15 protein-coding genes are annotated in these 17,026 nt (G+C 69.0%); 3 read left to right on the top strand and 12 right to left on the bottom strand.

Annotated features, from left to right (window positions below):
- Window positions 1-32: 32 nt before the first annotated feature.
- Entirely contained in the window at window positions 33-614 is a 582-nt protein-coding gene (gene gmk / locus ACFVIV_RS06045) for a guanylate kinase (RefSeq protein WP_379193663.1), read from the bottom strand.
- A 7-nt stretch (window positions 615-621) separates the two neighbouring features.
- Window positions 622-945: an integration host factor, actinobacterial type gene (mihF, locus tag ACFVIV_RS06050; protein ID WP_033086940.1), complete on the bottom strand. Its 324-nt coding sequence runs from the start codon at window positions 943-945 to the stop codon at window positions 622-624.
- Window positions 946-1,847: 902 nt separating this feature from the next.
- Here mihF and ACFVIV_RS06055 point away from each other — a divergent pair.
- Window positions 1,848-2,486, top strand: a complete 639-nt coding sequence (locus ACFVIV_RS06055) for a class I SAM-dependent methyltransferase (protein ID WP_379193664.1) — start codon at window positions 1,848-1,850, stop codon at window positions 2,484-2,486.
- Window positions 2,487-2,497: 11 nt separating this feature from the next.
- Here ACFVIV_RS06055 and ACFVIV_RS06060 read toward each other — a convergent pair whose 3' ends face one another.
- The 9 genes from ACFVIV_RS06060 to pyrR all read right to left on the bottom strand — a co-directional run bounded on the left by ACFVIV_RS06060 (window position 2,498) and on the right by pyrR (window position 12,816).
- The gene (locus ACFVIV_RS06060; protein ID WP_379193665.1) at window positions 2,498-3,340 is read right to left on the bottom strand and encodes a patatin-like phospholipase family protein; all 843 of its coding nucleotides are present in this window, start codon (window positions 3,338-3,340) and stop codon (window positions 2,498-2,500) included.
- Window positions 3,341-3,397: 57 nt separating this feature from the next.
- Window positions 3,398-4,027, bottom strand: coding sequence for a LysE family translocator (locus ACFVIV_RS06065; protein WP_379193666.1), 630 nt, complete (start codon window positions 4,025-4,027; stop codon window positions 3,398-3,400).
- An 80-nt stretch (window positions 4,028-4,107) separates the two neighbouring features.
- Window positions 4,108-4,932, bottom strand: coding sequence for an orotidine-5'-phosphate decarboxylase (gene pyrF, locus ACFVIV_RS06070; RefSeq protein WP_379193667.1), 825 nt, complete (start codon window positions 4,930-4,932; stop codon window positions 4,108-4,110).
- 4 nt (window positions 4,933-4,936) lie between these two features.
- Window positions 4,937-8,278 carry a carbamoyl-phosphate synthase large subunit gene (gene carB, locus ACFVIV_RS06075; RefSeq protein WP_379193668.1) on the bottom strand — a complete coding sequence of 1,114 codons (3,342 nt, stop codon included), beginning with the start codon at window positions 8,276-8,278 and terminating at the stop codon, window positions 4,937-4,939.
- Window positions 8,278-9,393, bottom strand: a complete 1,116-nt coding sequence (gene carA, locus ACFVIV_RS06080; protein ID WP_379193669.1) for a glutamine-hydrolyzing carbamoyl-phosphate synthase small subunit — start codon at window positions 9,391-9,393, stop codon at window positions 8,278-8,280. Before carA ends, carB begins: the two co-directional genes overlap by 1 nt.
- Window positions 9,390-9,890 carry a transporter gene (locus ACFVIV_RS06085; protein WP_379193670.1) on the bottom strand — a complete coding sequence of 167 codons (501 nt, stop codon included), beginning with the start codon at window positions 9,888-9,890 and terminating at the stop codon, window positions 9,390-9,392. The genes carA and ACFVIV_RS06085 overlap by 4 nt, the downstream gene beginning before the upstream one ends.
- Entirely contained in the window at window positions 9,891-11,219 is a 1,329-nt protein-coding gene (locus ACFVIV_RS06090; protein WP_379193671.1) for a dihydroorotase, read from the bottom strand.
- Window positions 11,216-12,181 (bottom strand): aspartate carbamoyltransferase catalytic subunit, encoded by a 966-nt coding sequence (locus tag ACFVIV_RS06095; RefSeq protein WP_379193672.1) that lies wholly within the window; start codon window positions 12,179-12,181, stop codon window positions 11,216-11,218. The genes ACFVIV_RS06090 and ACFVIV_RS06095 overlap by 4 nt, the downstream gene beginning before the upstream one ends.
- Window positions 12,178-12,816 carry a bifunctional pyr operon transcriptional regulator/uracil phosphoribosyltransferase PyrR gene (pyrR, locus tag ACFVIV_RS06100; RefSeq protein WP_379193673.1) on the bottom strand — a complete coding sequence of 213 codons (639 nt, stop codon included), beginning with the start codon at window positions 12,814-12,816 and terminating at the stop codon, window positions 12,178-12,180. The genes ACFVIV_RS06095 and pyrR overlap by 4 nt, the downstream gene beginning before the upstream one ends.
- A gap of 322 nt (window positions 12,817-13,138) precedes the next feature.
- Here pyrR and ACFVIV_RS06105 point away from each other — a divergent pair, with 322 nt between their 5' ends.
- A complete protein-coding gene (locus tag ACFVIV_RS06105) occupies window positions 13,139-14,248 on the top strand; it encodes a mechanosensitive ion channel family protein (protein ID WP_379193674.1) in 1,110 nt (369 codons plus the stop codon).
- Window positions 14,249-14,306: 58 nt separating this feature from the next.
- Window positions 14,307-15,191: an alpha/beta fold hydrolase gene (locus tag ACFVIV_RS06110; RefSeq protein WP_379193675.1), complete on the top strand. Its 885-nt coding sequence runs from the start codon at window positions 14,307-14,309 to the stop codon at window positions 15,189-15,191.
- Window positions 15,192-15,305: 114 nt separating this feature from the next.
- Here the strand turns inward: ACFVIV_RS06110 and ACFVIV_RS06115 are convergent.
- Window positions 15,306-17,026: ATP-binding protein (locus ACFVIV_RS06115; RefSeq protein ID WP_379193676.1), on the bottom strand; the 1,721-nt coding region annotated here is incomplete at its 5' end.

The raw sequence follows: 17,026 nt of genomic DNA on the forward strand, positions 1-17,026 counted from the left end.
GGAGCCGGTGGTCGCGGCTCACCCGGACGGGCTCACCGCGATTTTGTGCTAACGAACAACGATACCAACCGCTCGCAGGCGCTGGTCACCTCGTCGTTCACGATGACGATGTCGAACTCGTCACACGCCGCCAATTCCGTCTTGGCGGTTTGCAGCCTGCGCTCTATCACTTCGGGCGATTCGGTGCCCCGCGACCGCAGTCGCGACACCAGCTCGTCCCAGCTTGGCGGGGCCAGGAAGACCAGCAGGGCCTCCGGCATCGCCTTACGGATCGAGCGCGCGCCCTCGAGGTCCACCTCGATCAAGACCGGGTGCCCGGACGCGAGCGCCTCCCGGACCGGTGCGGCCGGGGTTCCCGACCGTTGCAACCCACCGTGGATATCGGCCCATTCGAGAAGCTCATCCGCCGCGATCATGGCGTCGAATGCCTCTCGGGACACGAATCGGTAGTCGCGTCCGTCGACCTCCCCGGGCCGCGGAGCCCGGGTGGTGGCCGACACACTGAAAACCAATTCGGGGAGCCGTTCGCGCACGCAGCGCACGACGGTGGACTTGCCGACGGCCGAGGGGCCGACCAGTACTACCAGTCGACCCTTCCGAGTGTGTTCGACCACCCTCGGATTATTCGGCGCTGAAGTCGAACCGGGCCAGCAGCGCCTTACGCTGCCGGTCGCCCAGTCCGCGCAGGCGGCGAGTGGGAGCGATCTCCAGTTCGCTCATGATTTCGGCCGCCTTGACCTTGCCCACCTTCGGCAGAGCCTCGAGCAGAGCCGACACCTTCATCTTGCCGAGAACTTCATCCTTCTCGGCATCGGCAAGGACCGTCTTCAGATCGGTACCGCCACGCTTCAAGCGCTCCTTGAGCTCCGCCCGAGCGCGGCGAGCGGCAGCCGCCTTCTCCAAAGCAGCGGCGCGCTGCTCGTCAGTCAGCTGGGGAAGGGCCACGGTTCCTCCGTCTCATCGTTCATTGCATCTACTCCCGCCGGTAACCCAGCGGTCTCAGCGACCGTACCCACGCCGCCCGGCGATTGCGAACCCACCCCCCAGGTCAGCGCAAGATTCCGGGCACGACCAGGCCGGAAGCACATCCTTGCGGGCCGGGCTCGACCGGGCGTGCGGATCCGCTCGCCACAACCGCGAATATCCTTGCCACCAGGGCTTTTTCGGGTTCGGCAGGGGTGGGCGCAGGAGTTGTGCGGGCACCCGCAGAAACCGTGACCGAGCTGTAATCACGCGACCTGGAACTTTCTCGGATTTATCGGCGTGTCGGGCGATTCCGCACCGCGTGTCGCGCATCACGCGGACCGATTGAACGACCTCCGGGCCACATGATGCACAGTCGTAGTAATGCCCGATTCCGCCGCAGGTCGGGGCCTCGCAACACCCCCCGGAGTGCCCTTTCCGCCCCCTGGAACGCCCACTCGCGGGCGAAACCACCGCGGCGTGAGTTTCCGGGCGTTCCGGAGCGGTGCGGGCGCGAGACAAGCGATCAGGACATGCGTTCGATTTCGCCCACCCAAGTACCGGTCAGTCGCATTCACATCGAACCGCGCTCACCCCTCCCGCCATCCACGCCCGGCGCAGCCGCCCTCCCGCCGTCCGCCCTCCCCGCCGTCCGCCCTCCCGCCAGCCGCCCTCCCGCCAGCCGCCCGACAGTCTTCGGGGTCCAAGGGGCGGAGCCCCTTGTGGGGGCGCGGGGGCTAGCCCCTGCATCCCAGCAAGCTTCCAACCACCCGCCAAACACGCGAAATCGCCTACCAGCTACCAGCTTTGACCACCCCACAGCCATCCCGCCACCCGCCCCCAAGTGTGAAACCCCCGCCCCCGGCAGCGCTACGATGTCCGCCATGACCAGTGTCCGCGACCGCCTGCTCGCGACCATCGCCGGCCAACTCGGCAATCCACACGGCCTGCTCGGCAAAGGCGTTGCGCTGCTACTCAACCGAGGCAATCTCGCCGCGATCACAGCCGCGGTCGAGGCCACCGACCTCACCACCGGCACCACCGCCGCCGATATCGGATTCGGCGGCGCCGCCGGCCTTCCGCTGCTGCTCAACCGAGTCGGCGTCGACGGCGCGGTACACGGCATCGAGATCTCGCAGGACATGCTGGCCCGGGCCCGGTCGCGATTCCCCGGCGATATCGCCACCGGCCGACTACGCCTCGCCGCGGGTTCACTGACCTCGCTCCCACTGCCCGACGACGGCCTGGACGCCGCCATCACGGTCAATACGATCTACTTCGTCCCGGATCTGCCCGCAGCCGTGGCCGAACTGGTGCGCGTGGTCCGCCCCGGCGGCCGGCTGGTCATCGGCATCGGCGACCCGGACGCCATGGCCAAAATGCCGTTCACCCCATACGGTTTCACGCTGCGCCCGGTCTCCGAAGTGGTCGATGCCCTGGAGGCCGCGGGCTGCACCGTCGAGCGCCGCGACCTGCCCCAGAAGCCGATTCCGCACCGCCTGCTCATCGCCACGCCGAAGTAGGCGCTCCTCGATCAGCGGATGGGCCAGATCGCCTTCAATCGCGCCGCCTCCTCGGCCGCCTGGCGAACAGCCGCATCGTAGGCGGGCTGGAACGCGGCACTGCTGAACAGGTCGTACCCGATCGCGGCAATGGATTCCGCGTCCGGCACCACGAACAGTGAAGTGGCCTCGCCGAGTTCGGTATCGCGCGCACCGCGCGGAAACAGATGGGCCAGCGGCTCGACCACAACGATCACCTCCGCGCCCGCCGCCAGATCGGCATTGATCGAAGTGCGCAGGCCGCCGTCGATATAGCGTTCCCCCGCGATGGGAATCGGCGGGAACACACCGGGCACACAGGTGCTGGCGGCGAGCGCGGTATCCAGTGGCACCCCGTCCGCCCGGGTCCACACCCGCAGCTCACCGGTGTGCGCACAGACGCTGGTGACCAGCAGTTCGGTGGCCGGCCACGCATCGGTGCCGACCAGATCGCGAATGCGCCCGATGTGATCGCCCGGATCGCCGAGATCCATCTCCAGCGTGCGCGCTCCCGCCCGCCGCCGGGCCTCCACCGGCTCGATCCCGGGCGTGGACAGAATCCCCAGAATCTCCATGAACGCGGACTGATCCGCCGCGATCGGCGCGGCCTCCCCCGGCACCGGAATCACCAGCCGGCTCAGGTCGCCGTCATCGGCCAGCACCGCGCCGACGACCGCGCCCGCCGAGGTGCCGATGATCTTGTCCGCGAGCGCGAGATCGATACCGGCGTCCCGCAATCCGGTGAGCAATCCGGCCATCCAGCAGATGCCGACCGCACCACCTCCCCCGAGCACGAGCGTATGACGAGATCCAGTGGGTGGCACGGCGGCAGACATGGAATCACGGTACCGGAGCGCACTTCTCCGGTTGGCGGTTTCGCGAGCCGCCCCGGATCAGTTGCTCTGCACGGCGATTCGGATGCCGAGGCCGACCATGAGAGTGCCCATGGCGGCGTCGAGGGCGCGGCGGACGCGCTGGCGGGTGAAGACATGGCGCAGCGCGCCGACGCCCACGGCGAGGGTGGCGAACCAGGCGATACTGGCGACGGCGCACACCACCGCGAGTTCCAGGGTGCCGATGGCGGTGGGATCGGCGGGCAGGAACTGCGGAACGAGGGCGATGAAGAAGACCGCGCACTTGGGGTTGAGCAGGTTGGTGAGCAGGCCCTGCCGGAAGGTGACAGCCGCGCTGGGGCCTGCCGAGCCGGATTTCGCTTCGGGGACATAGTCGCCGCGGCGGGCGGCCAGCAGGGCGCGGATGCCGAGGTAGGCCAGGTAGAGAGCACCGACGAGCTTCACGACGGTGTAGGCCATGGCCGAGGCGGCGAGCAGCCCGGCAATGCCGACCGCCGTCACCAGGGACCACACGAACACACCCGCCGCGATGCCCGCAGCGGTGGCGATGCCCGCGCGGCGTCCGGAAACGGCGGAATTGCGGACCACGACAAGGAAATCCGGGCCCGGGGTCATGGAGCCGAGCACGATCACTCCGGCCAGGGTGAGAATCTGAGCGGTCGACAGCATTGGGACAGCCTAAGCCGGAACGCCGGAACCCGGGACACCATGTGCCCCGGGTTCCGGTGGATCGACGCCGACCAGGCGAATCAGCGCTGGAGGAAGGCGAATTCGTCGGTCAGTTCGGCCACGCGCTCTTGCAGGGCGGCGACCGAGGGGCCGGACTTGAGTACCTCACGGGAGACGTTCGGGACGACCGCTCCGAGATCGCTCGCGGGGACCAGCTTCCGGATGGACTCCGCGCCGCCGCCCTGCGCGCCCACGCCCGGCATGAGGATCGGGCCGTTGAGGGCGGACAGGTCGGGGGCCTCGGTCAGGGTGGCGCCGACGACGACGCCGACCGAGCCGAACTCCGTGCCCGCATTGGCGGCGGCCGCGTCGTCCACCATGCGCTGGGCGATGGTGCGACCGTCCGGGCCGGTGATGCGCTGCAGTTCCGCCGCTTCGGGATTCGAGGTGGCGGCCAGCACGAAGACGCCGCGGTTGTTCATTCGCGCCAGCTCCAGAGCCGGTGTGAGGGAACCGAATCCGAGATACGGGGAGACGGTGACCGCATCGCTGGCCAGGGGCCCGTTGCCGAGCCAGGCGTGGGCGTAGGCGTCCATGGTGGAGCCGATATCACCGCGCTTGGCGTCGGCGAGCACCAGGGTGCCCGCGGCCCGCAGGGTCGCGATGGCCTCCTCGAGGACGGCCAGGCCGCCGGATCCGTAGGTCTCGAAGAAGGCCACCTGGGGTTTGACCAGGGCGACCCGCCCGGCGAAGGCGGCGACGCAGGCGTCGGTGAACCGCGCCAGGCCGTCCACGTCCTCGGTCAGACCCCAGGCCCGCAGCAGCGGCGGGTGCGGGTCGATGCCCACGCACAGCGGACCGTGCTTGCCCATCGCATCCCGCAGCTGCACACCGAATGTCGTCATCGGATCAGCCCCGCAGGGTGGCGTGGAGTTCCTGCAGGGACCGCACGCCGATGCCGCCGTTGATGGTGGCCTCGATGCCCTGCACCGCCGCCGCGGCGCCCTGGACGGTGGTGATGCACGGGATGTTCGCGCCGACCGCGGCGGTGCGGATCTCGTAGCCGTCCACGCGGGGGCCGTTGTTGCCGTACGGGGTGTTGAAGACGATGTCGACCTCGCCGTCGCGGATCATGTCCACGATGCTGGGCGCCAATTCGGAGCCGTCCTCGGTGCTCGAACGACCCTCCGCAAGCTCCGGGTCCGAGTGCTTGCGCGCCCGCTCGCACGGAATGCCGTTGCGGCGCAGCATTTCCGCGGTGCCGTCGGTGGCCAGGATGCGGAAGCCCAGGTCGTGCAGGCGCTTGACCGGGAACACCATGGCGCGCTTGTCGCGGTTGGCGATGGACACGAAGGCGGTGCCCTCGGTCGGCAGCGAACCGTAGGCGCCGGCCTGCGATTTGGCGAAGGCGGTGCCGAAATCGGCGTCGATGCCCATGACCTCGCCGGTGGACTTCATCTCCGGCGACAGCAGCGAGTCGATGCCGGAGCCGTCGGGGCGGCGGAAGCGGTGGAAGGGCAGCACCGCTTCCTTGACCGCGACCGGCGCGTCGAACGGGGCGTGCCCGCCGTCGCCCTCGGCCGGGAGCAGGCCCTCCTTGCGGAGTTCGGCGATGGTGGCGCCCAGGGCGATGCGCGCCGCGGCCTTCGCCAGGGACACCGCGGTGGCCTTGGACACGAACGGCACGGTGCGGCTGGCGCGCGGGTTGGCCTCGAGGACGTAGAGCACATCGTCCTTGAGCGCGTACTGCACGTTCAGCAAGCCCTTGACGCCGATGCCCTTGGCCAGCGCGGCCGTCGAGCGGCGCACGGCCTCGATATCGCTGCGGCCCAGGGTGATCGGCGGGAGCGCGCACGCCGAGTCGCCGGAGTGGATGCCGGCCTCCTCGATGTGCTCCATGACGCCGCCCAGGTAGACCTCCTCGCCGTCGCACAGGGCGTCGACGTCGATCTCGATGGCGTCTTCCAGGAACCGGTCGATGAGCACCGGGCGATCCGGGCTGATATCGGTGGCGCGGGAGATGTAGCCCTCGAGGGTGGCCTCGTCGTAGACGATCTCCATGCCGCGGCCGCCCAGCACGTAGGACGGGCGCACCAGCACCGGGTAGCCGATCTCGGCGGCGATCTTCTTGGCCGCGGAGAAGGTGGTGGCGGTGCCGTACTTGGGCGCCGGAAGACCCGCTGCCACAAGCACATCGCCGAATTCGGCGCGGTCCTCGGCCAGGTCGATGGCGGCGGCGGAGGTGCCGACCACCGGGACGCCCGCATCGGTCAGGCGCTGCGCCAGGCCCAGCGGGGTCTGGCCGCCGAGCTGGCAGATGACGCCGGTGACGGTGCCGGACTCGGTTTCGGCGTGGTACACCTCGAGCACGTCCTCGAAGGTGAGCGGCTCGAAGTAGAGGCGGTCGGCGGTGTCGTAGTCGGTCGACACGGTCTCCGGGTTGCAGTTGACCATGATGGTCTCGTAACCCGCGTCCGACAGCGTCTGCGCCGCATGGACACACGAGTAGTCGAACTCGATGCCCTGGCCGATGCGGTTGGGGCCGGAGCCCAGGATGATGACCTTCTCGCGCTCACGCTGCGGCGCGACCTCGGATTCCGCGGCGGGATCGAGCTCGTAGGCCGAGTAGTGGTACGGGGTCTTGGCCTCGAATTCGGCGGCGCAGGTGTCGACGGTCTTGAACACCGGCCGGATGCCGAGCCGGTGGCGCAGCGCCCGCACGCCGTCCTCGCCCGCGAGTTCCGGTCGCAGCGAAGCGATCTGGCGATCGGACAGGCCGTAGTGCTTGGCGGTGCGCAGCAGCGGCTCGTCCAGCACGGCGGCGTCGATGATCTCCTGGCGCAGCTCCACCAGTCCGGCGACCTCGGCCACGAACCACGGGTCGATGCCCGAGGCGGCGGCGGTGTCCTCGATGCTCGCGCCCAGGCGCAGCGCGCGCTCCACCTGGTAGATGCGACCCTCGGTCGGCACCTTCAGATCGTCGAGGATGGCCTGCGGATCGGTCCACTCGCCATCGGGCTGGGTCCAGAAGCCCGCGGCCTTGGTCTCCAGCGAGCGCAGCACCTTGCCCAGGGCCTCGGAGAAGTTGCGGCCCAGCGACATCGCCTCACCGACCGACTTCATGGTGGTGGTCAGCGTGGTGTCGGCGCCGGGGAACTTCTCGAAGGCGAAGCGCGGCGCCTTGACGACCACGTAGTCGAGCGTGGGCTCGAAACAGGCCGGGGTCTCCTTGGTGATGTCGTTGACGATCTCGTCGAGGGTGTAGCCGATGGCCAGCTTGGCGGCGATCTTGGCGATCGGGAAACCCGTTGCCTTGGAAGCCAATGCGGACGAGCGCGACACACGCGGGTTCATCTCGATGACGATGAGACGGCCGTCGGCGGGGTCGATGGCGAACTGGATATTGCAGCCGCCGGTGTCGACGCCGACCTCGCGCAGAATCGCGATGCCCAGATCGCGCATCTTCTGGTATTCGCGGTCGGTGAGGGTCATGGCCGGGGCGACGGTGACCGAGTCACCGGTGTGCACGCCCATCGGGTCCACGTTCTCGATCGAGCAGACGATGACCACATTGTCATTGCGGTCGCGCATGAGCTCGAGCTCGAATTCCTTCCAGCCCAGGATGGATTCCTCGATGAGCACGTTCGCGGTGGGCGAGGCGGCCAGGCCGCCGCCGGCGATGCGATCGAGATCCTCGTGGTTGTAGGCCATACCGGAGCCCAGGCCGCCCATGGTGAACGACGGGCGCACGACCACCGGGAAACCCAGTTCCGCAACGGTTTCGCGGACCTCGGCCATGGTGTAGCAGACCTTGGAGCGCGCGGATTCGCCGCCGACCTTGGCGACGATGTCCTTGAACTTCTGGCGGTCCTCACCGCGCTGGATGGCCTCGAAGTCGGCGCCGATGAGCTCGACGTTGTACTTCTCCAGAATGCCGTTCTCGTGCAGGGCGACAGCGCAGTTGAGCGCGGTCTGCCCGCCGAGGGTGGCGAGGATGGCGTCCGGGCGCTCCTTGGCAATGACCTTCTCGACGAATTCCCAGGTGATCGGCTCGACATAGGTCGAGTCGGCGAACTCCGGGTCGGTCATGATGGTCGCCGGGTTGGAGTTGACCAGCGAGACCCGCAGGCCCTCGGACTTGAGCACGCGGCACGCCTGGGTGCCGGAGTAGTCGAACTCGCAAGCCTGGCCGATGACGATCGGGCCCGAGCCGATCACCAGGATGTGGTTGAGATCGGTGCGGCGTGGCATCAGGCTCCTTCCATCAGCATGGCAAAGCGGTCGAACAGGTAGGCGGCGTCGTGCGGTCCGGCGGCGGCCTCGGGGTGGTACTGCACCGAGAACGCCTTGCCGTCAATGAGGTTCAGGCCCTCGACGGTGCCGTCGTTGGCGCAGGTGTGCGAGACCTCGGCGCGGCCGAAGGGAGTGTCGAACTGCTCCCCCGCCTCACCTTCGAGGGCGAAGCCGTGGTTCTGCGCGGTGATCGAGATGCGACCGGAGTGGTGCTCGACGACCGGGATATTGATGCCGCGGTGGCCGAACTTCATCTTGTATGTCTTGCGGCCCAGGGCGCGGCCCAGGATCTGGTTGCCGAAGCAGATGCCGAACAGCGGCAGGCCCTCCGACAGCACGCCCCGGGTGAGGGCGACGGCATCGTCCTGGGTGGCCGGGTCGCCCGGGCCGTTGGACAGGAACACACCATCCGGGTCGAGTTCCTTGATCTGGTCCAGGGTCACGTTCGACGGGACCACGTGCACCCGCATGCCGCGCTCGGCGAACATGCGCGGGGTGTTGGCCTTGATGCCGAGATCGACTGCGACAACGGTGAATCGGGCGTCGCCGGCCGGGTCGATGGTGTACATCTCCTTGGTGGAGACCTCACCGGCCAGGTCCGCGCCCAGCATGGAGGGCTGGCCGTTGACGCGGGCGAGGAGCTCGTCGTAGTCGGAGAGCTGCTCGCCGGAGAAGATGCCCGCCTTCATGGAACCGCGCGTGCGCAAGTGCCGCACCAGGGCCCGGGTGTCGATACCCGCGATGCCGACGATGTTCTGGTTCTCCAGCTCGGCCTGCAGGGTGCGCTTCGCACGCCAGTTGGAGGCGCGGCGCGCGGGGTCGCGCACGGCGTAGCCGGCGACCCAGATCTGCTGCGATTCGTCGTCCTCGTCGTTCCAGCCGGTATTGCCGATCTGCGGGGCCGTGGCCACCACGATCTGGCGGTCGTAGCTGGGGTCGGTGAGGGTCTCCTGGTACCCGGTCATCGCGGTGCAGAACACCGCCTCGCCCAGGGTCTGCCCGACGGCGCCGAAGGTCGTCCCGCGGAACACGCGGCCGTCTTCGAGCACCATCACCGCCGTATTGCCGCTCATGCCTCTTCTCCCGTCATCGCACCGGTCCATGCCGGATACACCGTCTTGTCGTCGCCCCGGAACCCGGTGTCCACCTCGGTTCCGGTCGCCAATTTCCAGCGAATTACCAGCACACCATCTTCCGTCATTACTTTTCCGGCATGCCCGCGCTCGGCGCGCACCGCGGTGATGGACTCCTGCGGAATCCAGATCGTGGTCGCGCCGTCGCGCTCGAGCAGAATGCCGCGCTCGAATCGAGTCAGTTCCGCCGTGGCCCGGAAACCCAGGTCGCCCACCGTGATTCGCTGAATCCAGCTCGGGGCCAGGGTGCTGCCGAGGTACAGGCCGGTGGTCGGCTCCAGCAGCTGCGCACCGCAGTCGGCGGGCACGGCCGGCAGTTCACCGATCGAGGCCGCCTGCCGCTTCGCCCGGCCGGTCCACGCGCGGTACATGCCCCACAGGGTCAGCACGAACAGCGCGAGCAGCCCGACGACCCACAGCCATCGCTCCAGCTCCATTTACGGTCCTCCTCGGTTCCCCGCCCGCCGAGCCTCCCCGGCAAGGACTTTGCCGTCGCGGGCCGTGATCGCGCCGCGCAGGAAGGTGGCGGACACCTTCGCGGGCAGGGTCATGGACTCGAACGGCGTGTTGTTGGCGATACTCGCCAAATCCTTGCTGCGGACGGTCCATTCCGCATCCGGGTCGATGAGCACCAGATTGGCGGGCTCACCGACCTCGAGGGGACGGCCCTGGTCATCGAGGCCGACGATGCGCGCCGGGTTCTCGCTCATGACGCGCGCCACACCGCGCCAGTCCAGCAGACCCGGGCGGACCATGGTCTCCACGATGATCGACAGCGCGGTCTCCAGGCCCAGCATGCCGGGACGGGCGGCGGCGAACTCGCAGCACTTGTCCTGTTCGGCGTGCGGGGCGTGATCGGTGGCGACACAGTCGATGACGCCCTCGGCCAGGGCCTGCCGCAGTGCGGCCACATCGGAGGATTCGCGCAGCGGCGGGTTCACGCGGTTGACCGCGTCGTAGGTCTCCAGGCGCGAATCGTCCAGGAGCAGGTGATGCGGGGTGACCTCGGCGGTGATCGAAATGCCCTGGGCCTTGGCCCATTTCAGCAGTTCGACGGTGCCGGCGGTGGAGGCGTGGCAGATGTGCACGCGGGCGCCGGCATCGCGGGCCAGCAGGGCGTCGCGGGCCACGATGGACTCCTCGGCGGCGCGCGGCCAGCCGGCCAGGCCCAGGCGGGCGGCGGTCGGACCCTCGTGCGCCACCGCGCCTTCGGTGAGACGCGGCTCCTCGGCGTGCTGGGCGATGAGCACGCCCAGGGAGTTCGCGTACTCGAGGGCACGGCGCATGATCAGCGGGTCGTAGACGCAGTGGCCGTCATCGGAGAACATGCGCACCGCGCCGACACTCTGGGCCATGGTGCCCATTTCGGCGAGCTGCTTGCCCTGCAGGCCGACGGTGACCGCACCCACCGGGTACACGTCGACCAGGCCGACCTCCTGGCCGCGCCGCCACACGTGGTCGGTGACCACGGCGGAGTCGGCGACCGGATTGGTATTGGCCATGGCGAACACCGCGGTGTAGCCGCCCAGAGCCGCTGCGGCGGAACCGGAGTCGATGGTCTCGGTGTCCTCGCGGCCCGGCTCGCGCAGATGCGTGTGCAGGTCGATGAAGCCCGGCAGCAGGTATTTGCCGGCGCCGTCGACGATCTCGGCCTCGACAATGCCCAGATCGGTGCCGATCTGCCGGATCTCGCCGTCGGCGAGCAGCACGTCGACCGGGTCGCCCTCACCGTAGAGACGGACGCTCTTGATCAGCACGTCGCTCATGCCACCACCTCATCCGTTCCGACCAGCAGGCGGAACAGCACCGCCATGCGCATGTGGACTCCGTTGTTGACCTGTTGCAGCACAGCCGCTTTCGGCGAATCGGCGACCGCGGAGGCGATCTCCATACCGCGCAGCATGGGGCCGGGGTGCAGCACCACCGCGTGCTCGTCGAGCATGCCGAGGCGGCGCTCGTTCAGGCCGTAGTTGATCGAGTACTCCCGCGCCGAGGGAAAGAAGCCGCCGTTCATGCGCTCGGCCTGCACGCGCAGCATCATGACCGCGTCCGCGCCGGGCAGTTCGGGGTCGAGGGAGTGCGAAATCCGCACCGGCCAGGCGTCCACGCCCACCGGCAGCAGCGTGCGCGGGGCCACCAGGACCACTTCGGCGCCAAGGGTGCTGAGCAGGAAGGCATTCGAGCGCGCCACCCGGCTGTGCAGAATGTCGCCGACCAGGACGATGCGCTTGCCCTCGAGGTCGCCGAGGCGCTGCCGCAGGGTCAGCGCGTCCAGCAGGGCCTGGGTCGGGTGCTCGTGCATGCCGTCGCCGGCATTGATGATGGACGGGCCGGGACCGTTGTAACCGCCGCTCTTGTCGGTCATCTCGGCGAACCAGCGCGCGATCTGATGCGCGGCGCCGGAGGCCGGATGCCGCACGATGAGCGCGTCCGCGCCCGCGGCGTGCAGGGTCAGCGCGGTATCGCGCAGCGACTCCCCCTTGGAGACAGAGGAACTCGACGCGCTCACATTGATGACGTCGGCGCTCATCCACTTCCCGGCGACCTCGAAGGAGACGCGGGTGCGGGTGGAGTTCTCGAAGAACACCGTCATGACGGTGCGGCCGCGCAGCGTCGGCAGCTTCTTGACCTCGCGGCCGAGCAGCGCCTGCTCGAATCGTTCGGCCTCGTCCAGCAATCCGGTGGCGGCGGCGCGGTCCAGATCGGTGACCGACAGCAGATGCTTCACTGGTCCTCGCCCTCCTGTCGCAGATACACACCGTCACGCCCGTCGTGCTCGCGCAGCAGCACCGAAATGTCCTCGGTGCGCGCGGTGGGCACGTTCTTGCCGACGTAGTCGGCGCGAATGGGCAGTTCGCGATGGCCGCGATCGATGAGCACGGCCAGCTGCACCGCGCGCGGGCGGCCCAGATCGCGCAGCCCGTCCAGGGCGGAGCGCACGGTGCGGCCGGAGAACAGCACATCGTCGACCAGCACGACCAGCGCGTCCTCGATACCGCCCTCGGGCACCGAGGTGCGTTCGAGGGGGCGATGCGGGCGCGAGCGCAGATCGTCGCGGTAGAGGGTGATGTCGAGGGAGCCCATGGCGGGGCGGACACCGGAGAACTCTTCGATCCGGTTGGCCAGCCGCGTGGCGAGAGTGGTTCCGCGGGTGGGGATTCCGATGAGAACGACGCGAGCGGCATGGGGATCGCCGGAATCGAGCGCGGTCTTCTCGATGATCTGGTGCGCCATGCGCGCGATGGTCCGGCCCACATCGGAATCGGACAGCAGCTCGCGTCCGGCCTGGACCTGTTCAGGGTCGTGCCGCTGCGAGTATTCGGCAGCGCTCGACTTGGCCGCCCGGTCTTCGGGCACAGCCATGCCGACCTCCTTCCCCGCCTCACCGGACGGTCCGTTAAAGGATGTCTTTTCGGCTCGGAAGCCTATCAGCGCCGCTCGGGGGCGAGCTCACCGCACCCCTGTGGCAACCGGCGGCCGCGGTGGCCGCGCGGAGCTGTTCCGGTGTTCATATCGGCGACCTGCCAGTTCGTCCCGATCGCGGTCCGCACGCCCGGCACCAGCGCATTCGTGTTCGAGATTTGCTGCGGGTAGCGCCGCAGTGTCAGCTACCTCACAGCTATGATCCGAACGTTTGGTTTGCAAGAGGTCCACCGCCATCGCCCGATGCTGGGAGGAATCTCACATGAACAAACCCGTGGTCTGGGCCATCGCCGCCGCCATCGCGATAGCCGGCCCGCTCATCGGCATCACCCTGCGCCGGCTGGTCGATCGCCTGGAGGCGAAGACCTCCACGCGCACCCGGGCGATGTACCGCATGGCCTTCGGGCTCGCCCGCGATATCGCGGTCCCGGTCTGCTCACTGGTCGGCCTCATGATCGCGGTCTCGCTGCCGACCGGACTGCCCATCTCCCCCGATCTGGTGCGCCGGATCCTGACGGCGGCCATGATGCTGGCCATTACGTTCGCGGTCTCACGACTGGCCGCGGAGGTCGTCATCTCCATTACCCGCCGGATCACCGGCGTGGCCGGATCGGTCAGCCTGTTCTCCACCATCACCAAGACCATCGTGCTGGTGCTGGGGCTGCTGATCACCCTCGACAGCGTGGGCGTGAAGATCACCCCGCTGCTCGGCGCGCTGGGCATCGGCGCGCTGGCCATCGCGCTCGCGCTCGAGGGCACGCTCGCCAATCTCTTCGCCGGCGTGCACATCCTCGCCTCGAAGACGGTGAATCCGGGCGATTTCGTCAAGCTCGACACCGGCGAGGTGGGCTGGGTCAGCGACGTCAACTGGCGCACCACCACCATCCAGGACATTCCGGGCAACTACATCATCGTGCCCAATCGCAAGTTCGCCGAGGCCATCCTCACCAACTACCACCGGCCCGAGCAGGACATGGCCATCACGGTGGAGGTCAGCGCGGCCTACGACAGCGATCTCGACTTCGTCGAGGAGGTGACCCTGGATGTGGCGCGGCGGGTGATGAAGGAGCTCGACTGCGGCTTCGCCAGCGCCGATCCGCGGGTGCGGTTCCACACCTTCGGCGATTCCGGCGTGGAATTCCGGGTGGTGCTGCGCACCCGCAACTACGAGGATCAGTACCTGCTGGTCAGCGAATTCATCAAGGCCCTGCACCGGCGCTACCGCCAGGAGCGCATCGTCATTCCGTACCCGATGCGGGTGCTGCACATCCAGTCGCCGACGACCGCGGCGCTGGCCAGCCTGGACCCGGACCTCTCGCTCACCACCGCGTCCGAGGTGAACGCCGATCTCGCGCGGCGCACCGAGCCCTGAGCCACGCGCTCGATCCCGGCGACCGAGATCGTCTATACACCGTATATCGCCGTGTGCGATGCTCGAAGGCGTGAGCAACGACGCCGCCTGGAACGACCCCACCACGATGACCTTCCGTGGCTTCGGAGGCATCTCGCTAGCGGGTGACAGCTGGGGCCCGGAGGACGGGCCGCTCGTGGTGTTCCTGCACGGCGGCGGCCAGACCCGGCACTCCTGGAAGGACTCCGGACTCGCGCTGGCCAAGGCCGGCATGCGCGCGGTGCTGCTCGACGCCCGCGGGCACGGCGACAGCGACTGGGCCCCGGACGGCAACTACCGCCGCGAGGCCATGGTCGAGGATCTGATGGGCGTGATCGACCAGCTCGGCCGTCCGGCCTTCGTGGTCGGCGCCAGCATGGGCGGGCTCACCGGGCTGCTCGCCACCGCGCATCCGCGGCCCGAGCGCATTACCGGGCTGGTGCTCGTCGATGTGGTGCCGCGCCCGGAGCGGGCGGGCGTCGAGCGGGTGCTCAACTTCCTCAGCGGGCATCCCGAGGGCTTCGCCACCCTCGAGGAGGCTGCCGACGCCGTGGCCGCCTACCTGCCGCATCGCCGCCGCCCGCGCAGTCCCGAAGGGCTGCAACGCAATCTGCGGCAGCGCGCCGACGGCCGCTGGTACTGGCACTGGGATCCGGCCATGATGTCCGGCCGCGGCGAGGATATCGACCTGCACAGCAATGTCCTCGAAGACGCCGCGCGCAATCTGGAGATTCCGGTGCTGCTGGTGCGCGGCGCGCTCTCCGACGTGGTGAGCGAGGCCGGGGTGGCCGCCTTCCGCGCCCTGGCGCCCGACGCCGAATACGCCGAGATCGGTGCGGCCGCCCACACCGCGGCCAGCGACGCCAATGACGAATTCACCGATGCCGTGGTCGATTTCGTGCGCAGTCATGTGAACGGCAGCTGACCGTCCACGGAATGTGACACGAGGCCGACGAGTTCACGGCCCCCGTTCACGAAACGAGCGTGCCCCCGGCCCACGGAGCGAGCCTGACCGACTCACCGGGCGAGCCCGACCGACTCACGGGGCGAGCGTTGCCTCGACAAGTTCGCCCGGGCTCGCCTGCGCACCCTCTCGCACGGCCTCCTCGAATCCGTTGTCGCCGAGGTGGTCTCGTACGACCTGCTCGATCCGGGCCACGTCCGGCTGGGAGCGATCGGTCAGGCCGCGCACCGCGGCGCTCGCCGCGAGCAGGCGCGCGGCCTGACCGTACCGCTCTTCGCGCAGCGCCAGATCCGCGACGCCGACGAGGACACCGGCGATCAGGGGTGCGTGCCCCGCCTCGGCTGCCGAGCGGAAGGATTCGGCGCGGTGGGCGCGGGCTGCGGCGAGATCCTCGGTGAGGTAGCCGAGCAGGTCGTGCACGACCGCGCGGATGAGGGCCCGGTCGGCGTGCTCGCCCAGCGCGGTGCGCGCGAGGTCGAGGTGGCGGCGGGCCTGGTCGGTGTCGCCGCTCCAGCGGGCCAGCTCGGCCTTCGACAGTGCCAGGTCGGAGAGCACATTCGGCCAGGCGACCCGGTCCGCCGCGCGCTGCGCCTCGGCCAGGGCCGTCGCGCTCGATTCGGAATCGCCCATGAGCCAATACAATTGGGCCTGCCGGGAGCGCATGCGCACAATGTCCTCGATGGCGCCGACCTCGGTGACGACCGCGATCGCCTGGCCGTAGTACTCGCAGGCGGCGGCGAATTCGCCGCGCATGGCAATGCGATCGGCCAGTTCGGTCAGGGCGAAGGAGATCCCCCACCGGTCGCCTATGGCGCGGAATTCGGTGAGCGCCTGTGCGAGACAGTCATCGGCCTCGCGGCCGGTGTCGCCGAGCTGAATGCGCATCTTGCCCAGGTGCAGGCGCACCAGGGCGCGCACCCAGGGATCCTCGTCGCCCGCCAGCGATTCCCACGCGGGCAGGATCTCGTCCGGTCCCTGCAGCATGCGTTCCAGCGGGGCGGCGATCTTCAGCACCGGATGGTTGCTCGGCACCCGCCGGCTGTATTCGTAGGCCTTGCGGATCCACTCCTCGGCCTCGAATTGGTCACCCTGGCGGCCGGAGGCCACGAACTGGACGACGAAGGCGTACACCATGGCCCGGCTCTTGTCGGCCACCTCGCCGGGCAGGGCGGTGGCCGCCATGATCAGCTCGTCGCCCTCGGCCTTGTGCCCGCCCAGCCACCAGTACCAGCCGGCGGCCGCGGCCAGCCGCATGGCGGCGTCCGCCTCCTGTGCCGCGATCGCGCCGCGCATGGCGGCGGCGATATTGTCGTGCTCGGCTTCCAGGGTGGCGAGCCATTCCAATTGCTCGGCGCGGCGCAGATAGGTGTCGGCGACCTCGACGAGGTCGGTGAAGTAGCCCAGATGCGCGTGCCGCGCCGAATCCGCTTCGCCCGCTTCGGCGAGACGCTGCTGGGCGTATTCCTTGATGGTGCCGAGCATGCGGAAGCGCGGCGCCGGGCCGTCCTCGGTGAGGACCAGCGATTTCTCGGTCAGCGCGGTCAGCAGATCGAGCACCTCCCAGGACTCGACCGTCTCGTCGGTGCAGACCCGTTCTGCCGCTTCGAGACTCGCGCCGCCGGAGAACACCGACAGGCGGCGCAGTACGGCCCGTTCGGCGTCGGTGAGCAGTTCCCAGCTCCAGTCGACCACCGCGCGCAGGGTGCGGTGTCGCGGCAGGGCGGTGCGGCTGCCGCCGGTCAGCAGGCGGAAGCGGTCGTCGAGGCCATTGGCGAGCTGTTCGAGGGACATGGTGC

The organism is Nocardia sp. NPDC127526, assembly GCF_042672265.1.
Lineage (GTDB): Bacteria > Actinomycetota > Actinomycetes > Mycobacteriales > Mycobacteriaceae > Nocardia.

Coding starts and splice junctions, on each gene's coding strand:
- ACFVIV_RS06055 (WP_379193664.1), top strand. CDS start 1,848: ATGACCAGTGTCCGCGACCGCCTGCTCGCGACCATCGCCGGCCAACTC.
- ACFVIV_RS06060 (WP_379193665.1), bottom strand. CDS start 3,340: ATGTCTGCCGCCGTGCCACCCACTGGATCTCGTCATACGCTCGTGCTC.
- ACFVIV_RS06065 (WP_379193666.1), bottom strand. CDS start 4,027: ATGCTGTCGACCGCTCAGATTCTCACCCTGGCCGGAGTGATCGTGCTC.
- pyrF (WP_379193667.1), bottom strand. CDS start 4,932: ATGACGACATTCGGTGTGCAGCTGCGGGATGCGATGGGCAAGCACGGT.
- carB (WP_379193668.1), bottom strand. CDS start 8,278: ATGCCACGCCGCACCGATCTCAACCACATCCTGGTGATCGGCTCGGGC.
- carA (WP_379193669.1), bottom strand. CDS start 9,393: ATGAGCGGCAATACGGCGGTGATGGTGCTCGAAGACGGCCGCGTGTTC.
- ACFVIV_RS06085 (WP_379193670.1), bottom strand. CDS start 9,890: ATGGAGCTGGAGCGATGGCTGTGGGTCGTCGGGCTGCTCGCGCTGTTC.
- ACFVIV_RS06090 (WP_379193671.1), bottom strand. CDS start 11,219: ATGAGCGACGTGCTGATCAAGAGCGTCCGTCTCTACGGTGAGGGCGAC.
- pyrR (WP_379193673.1), bottom strand. CDS start 12,816: ATGGCTGTGCCCGAAGACCGGGCGGCCAAGTCGAGCGCTGCCGAATAC.
- ACFVIV_RS06105 (WP_379193674.1), top strand. CDS start 13,139: ATGAACAAACCCGTGGTCTGGGCCATCGCCGCCGCCATCGCGATAGCC.
- ACFVIV_RS06110 (WP_379193675.1), top strand. CDS start 14,307: ATGCTCGAAGGCGTGAGCAACGACGCCGCCTGGAACGACCCCACCACG.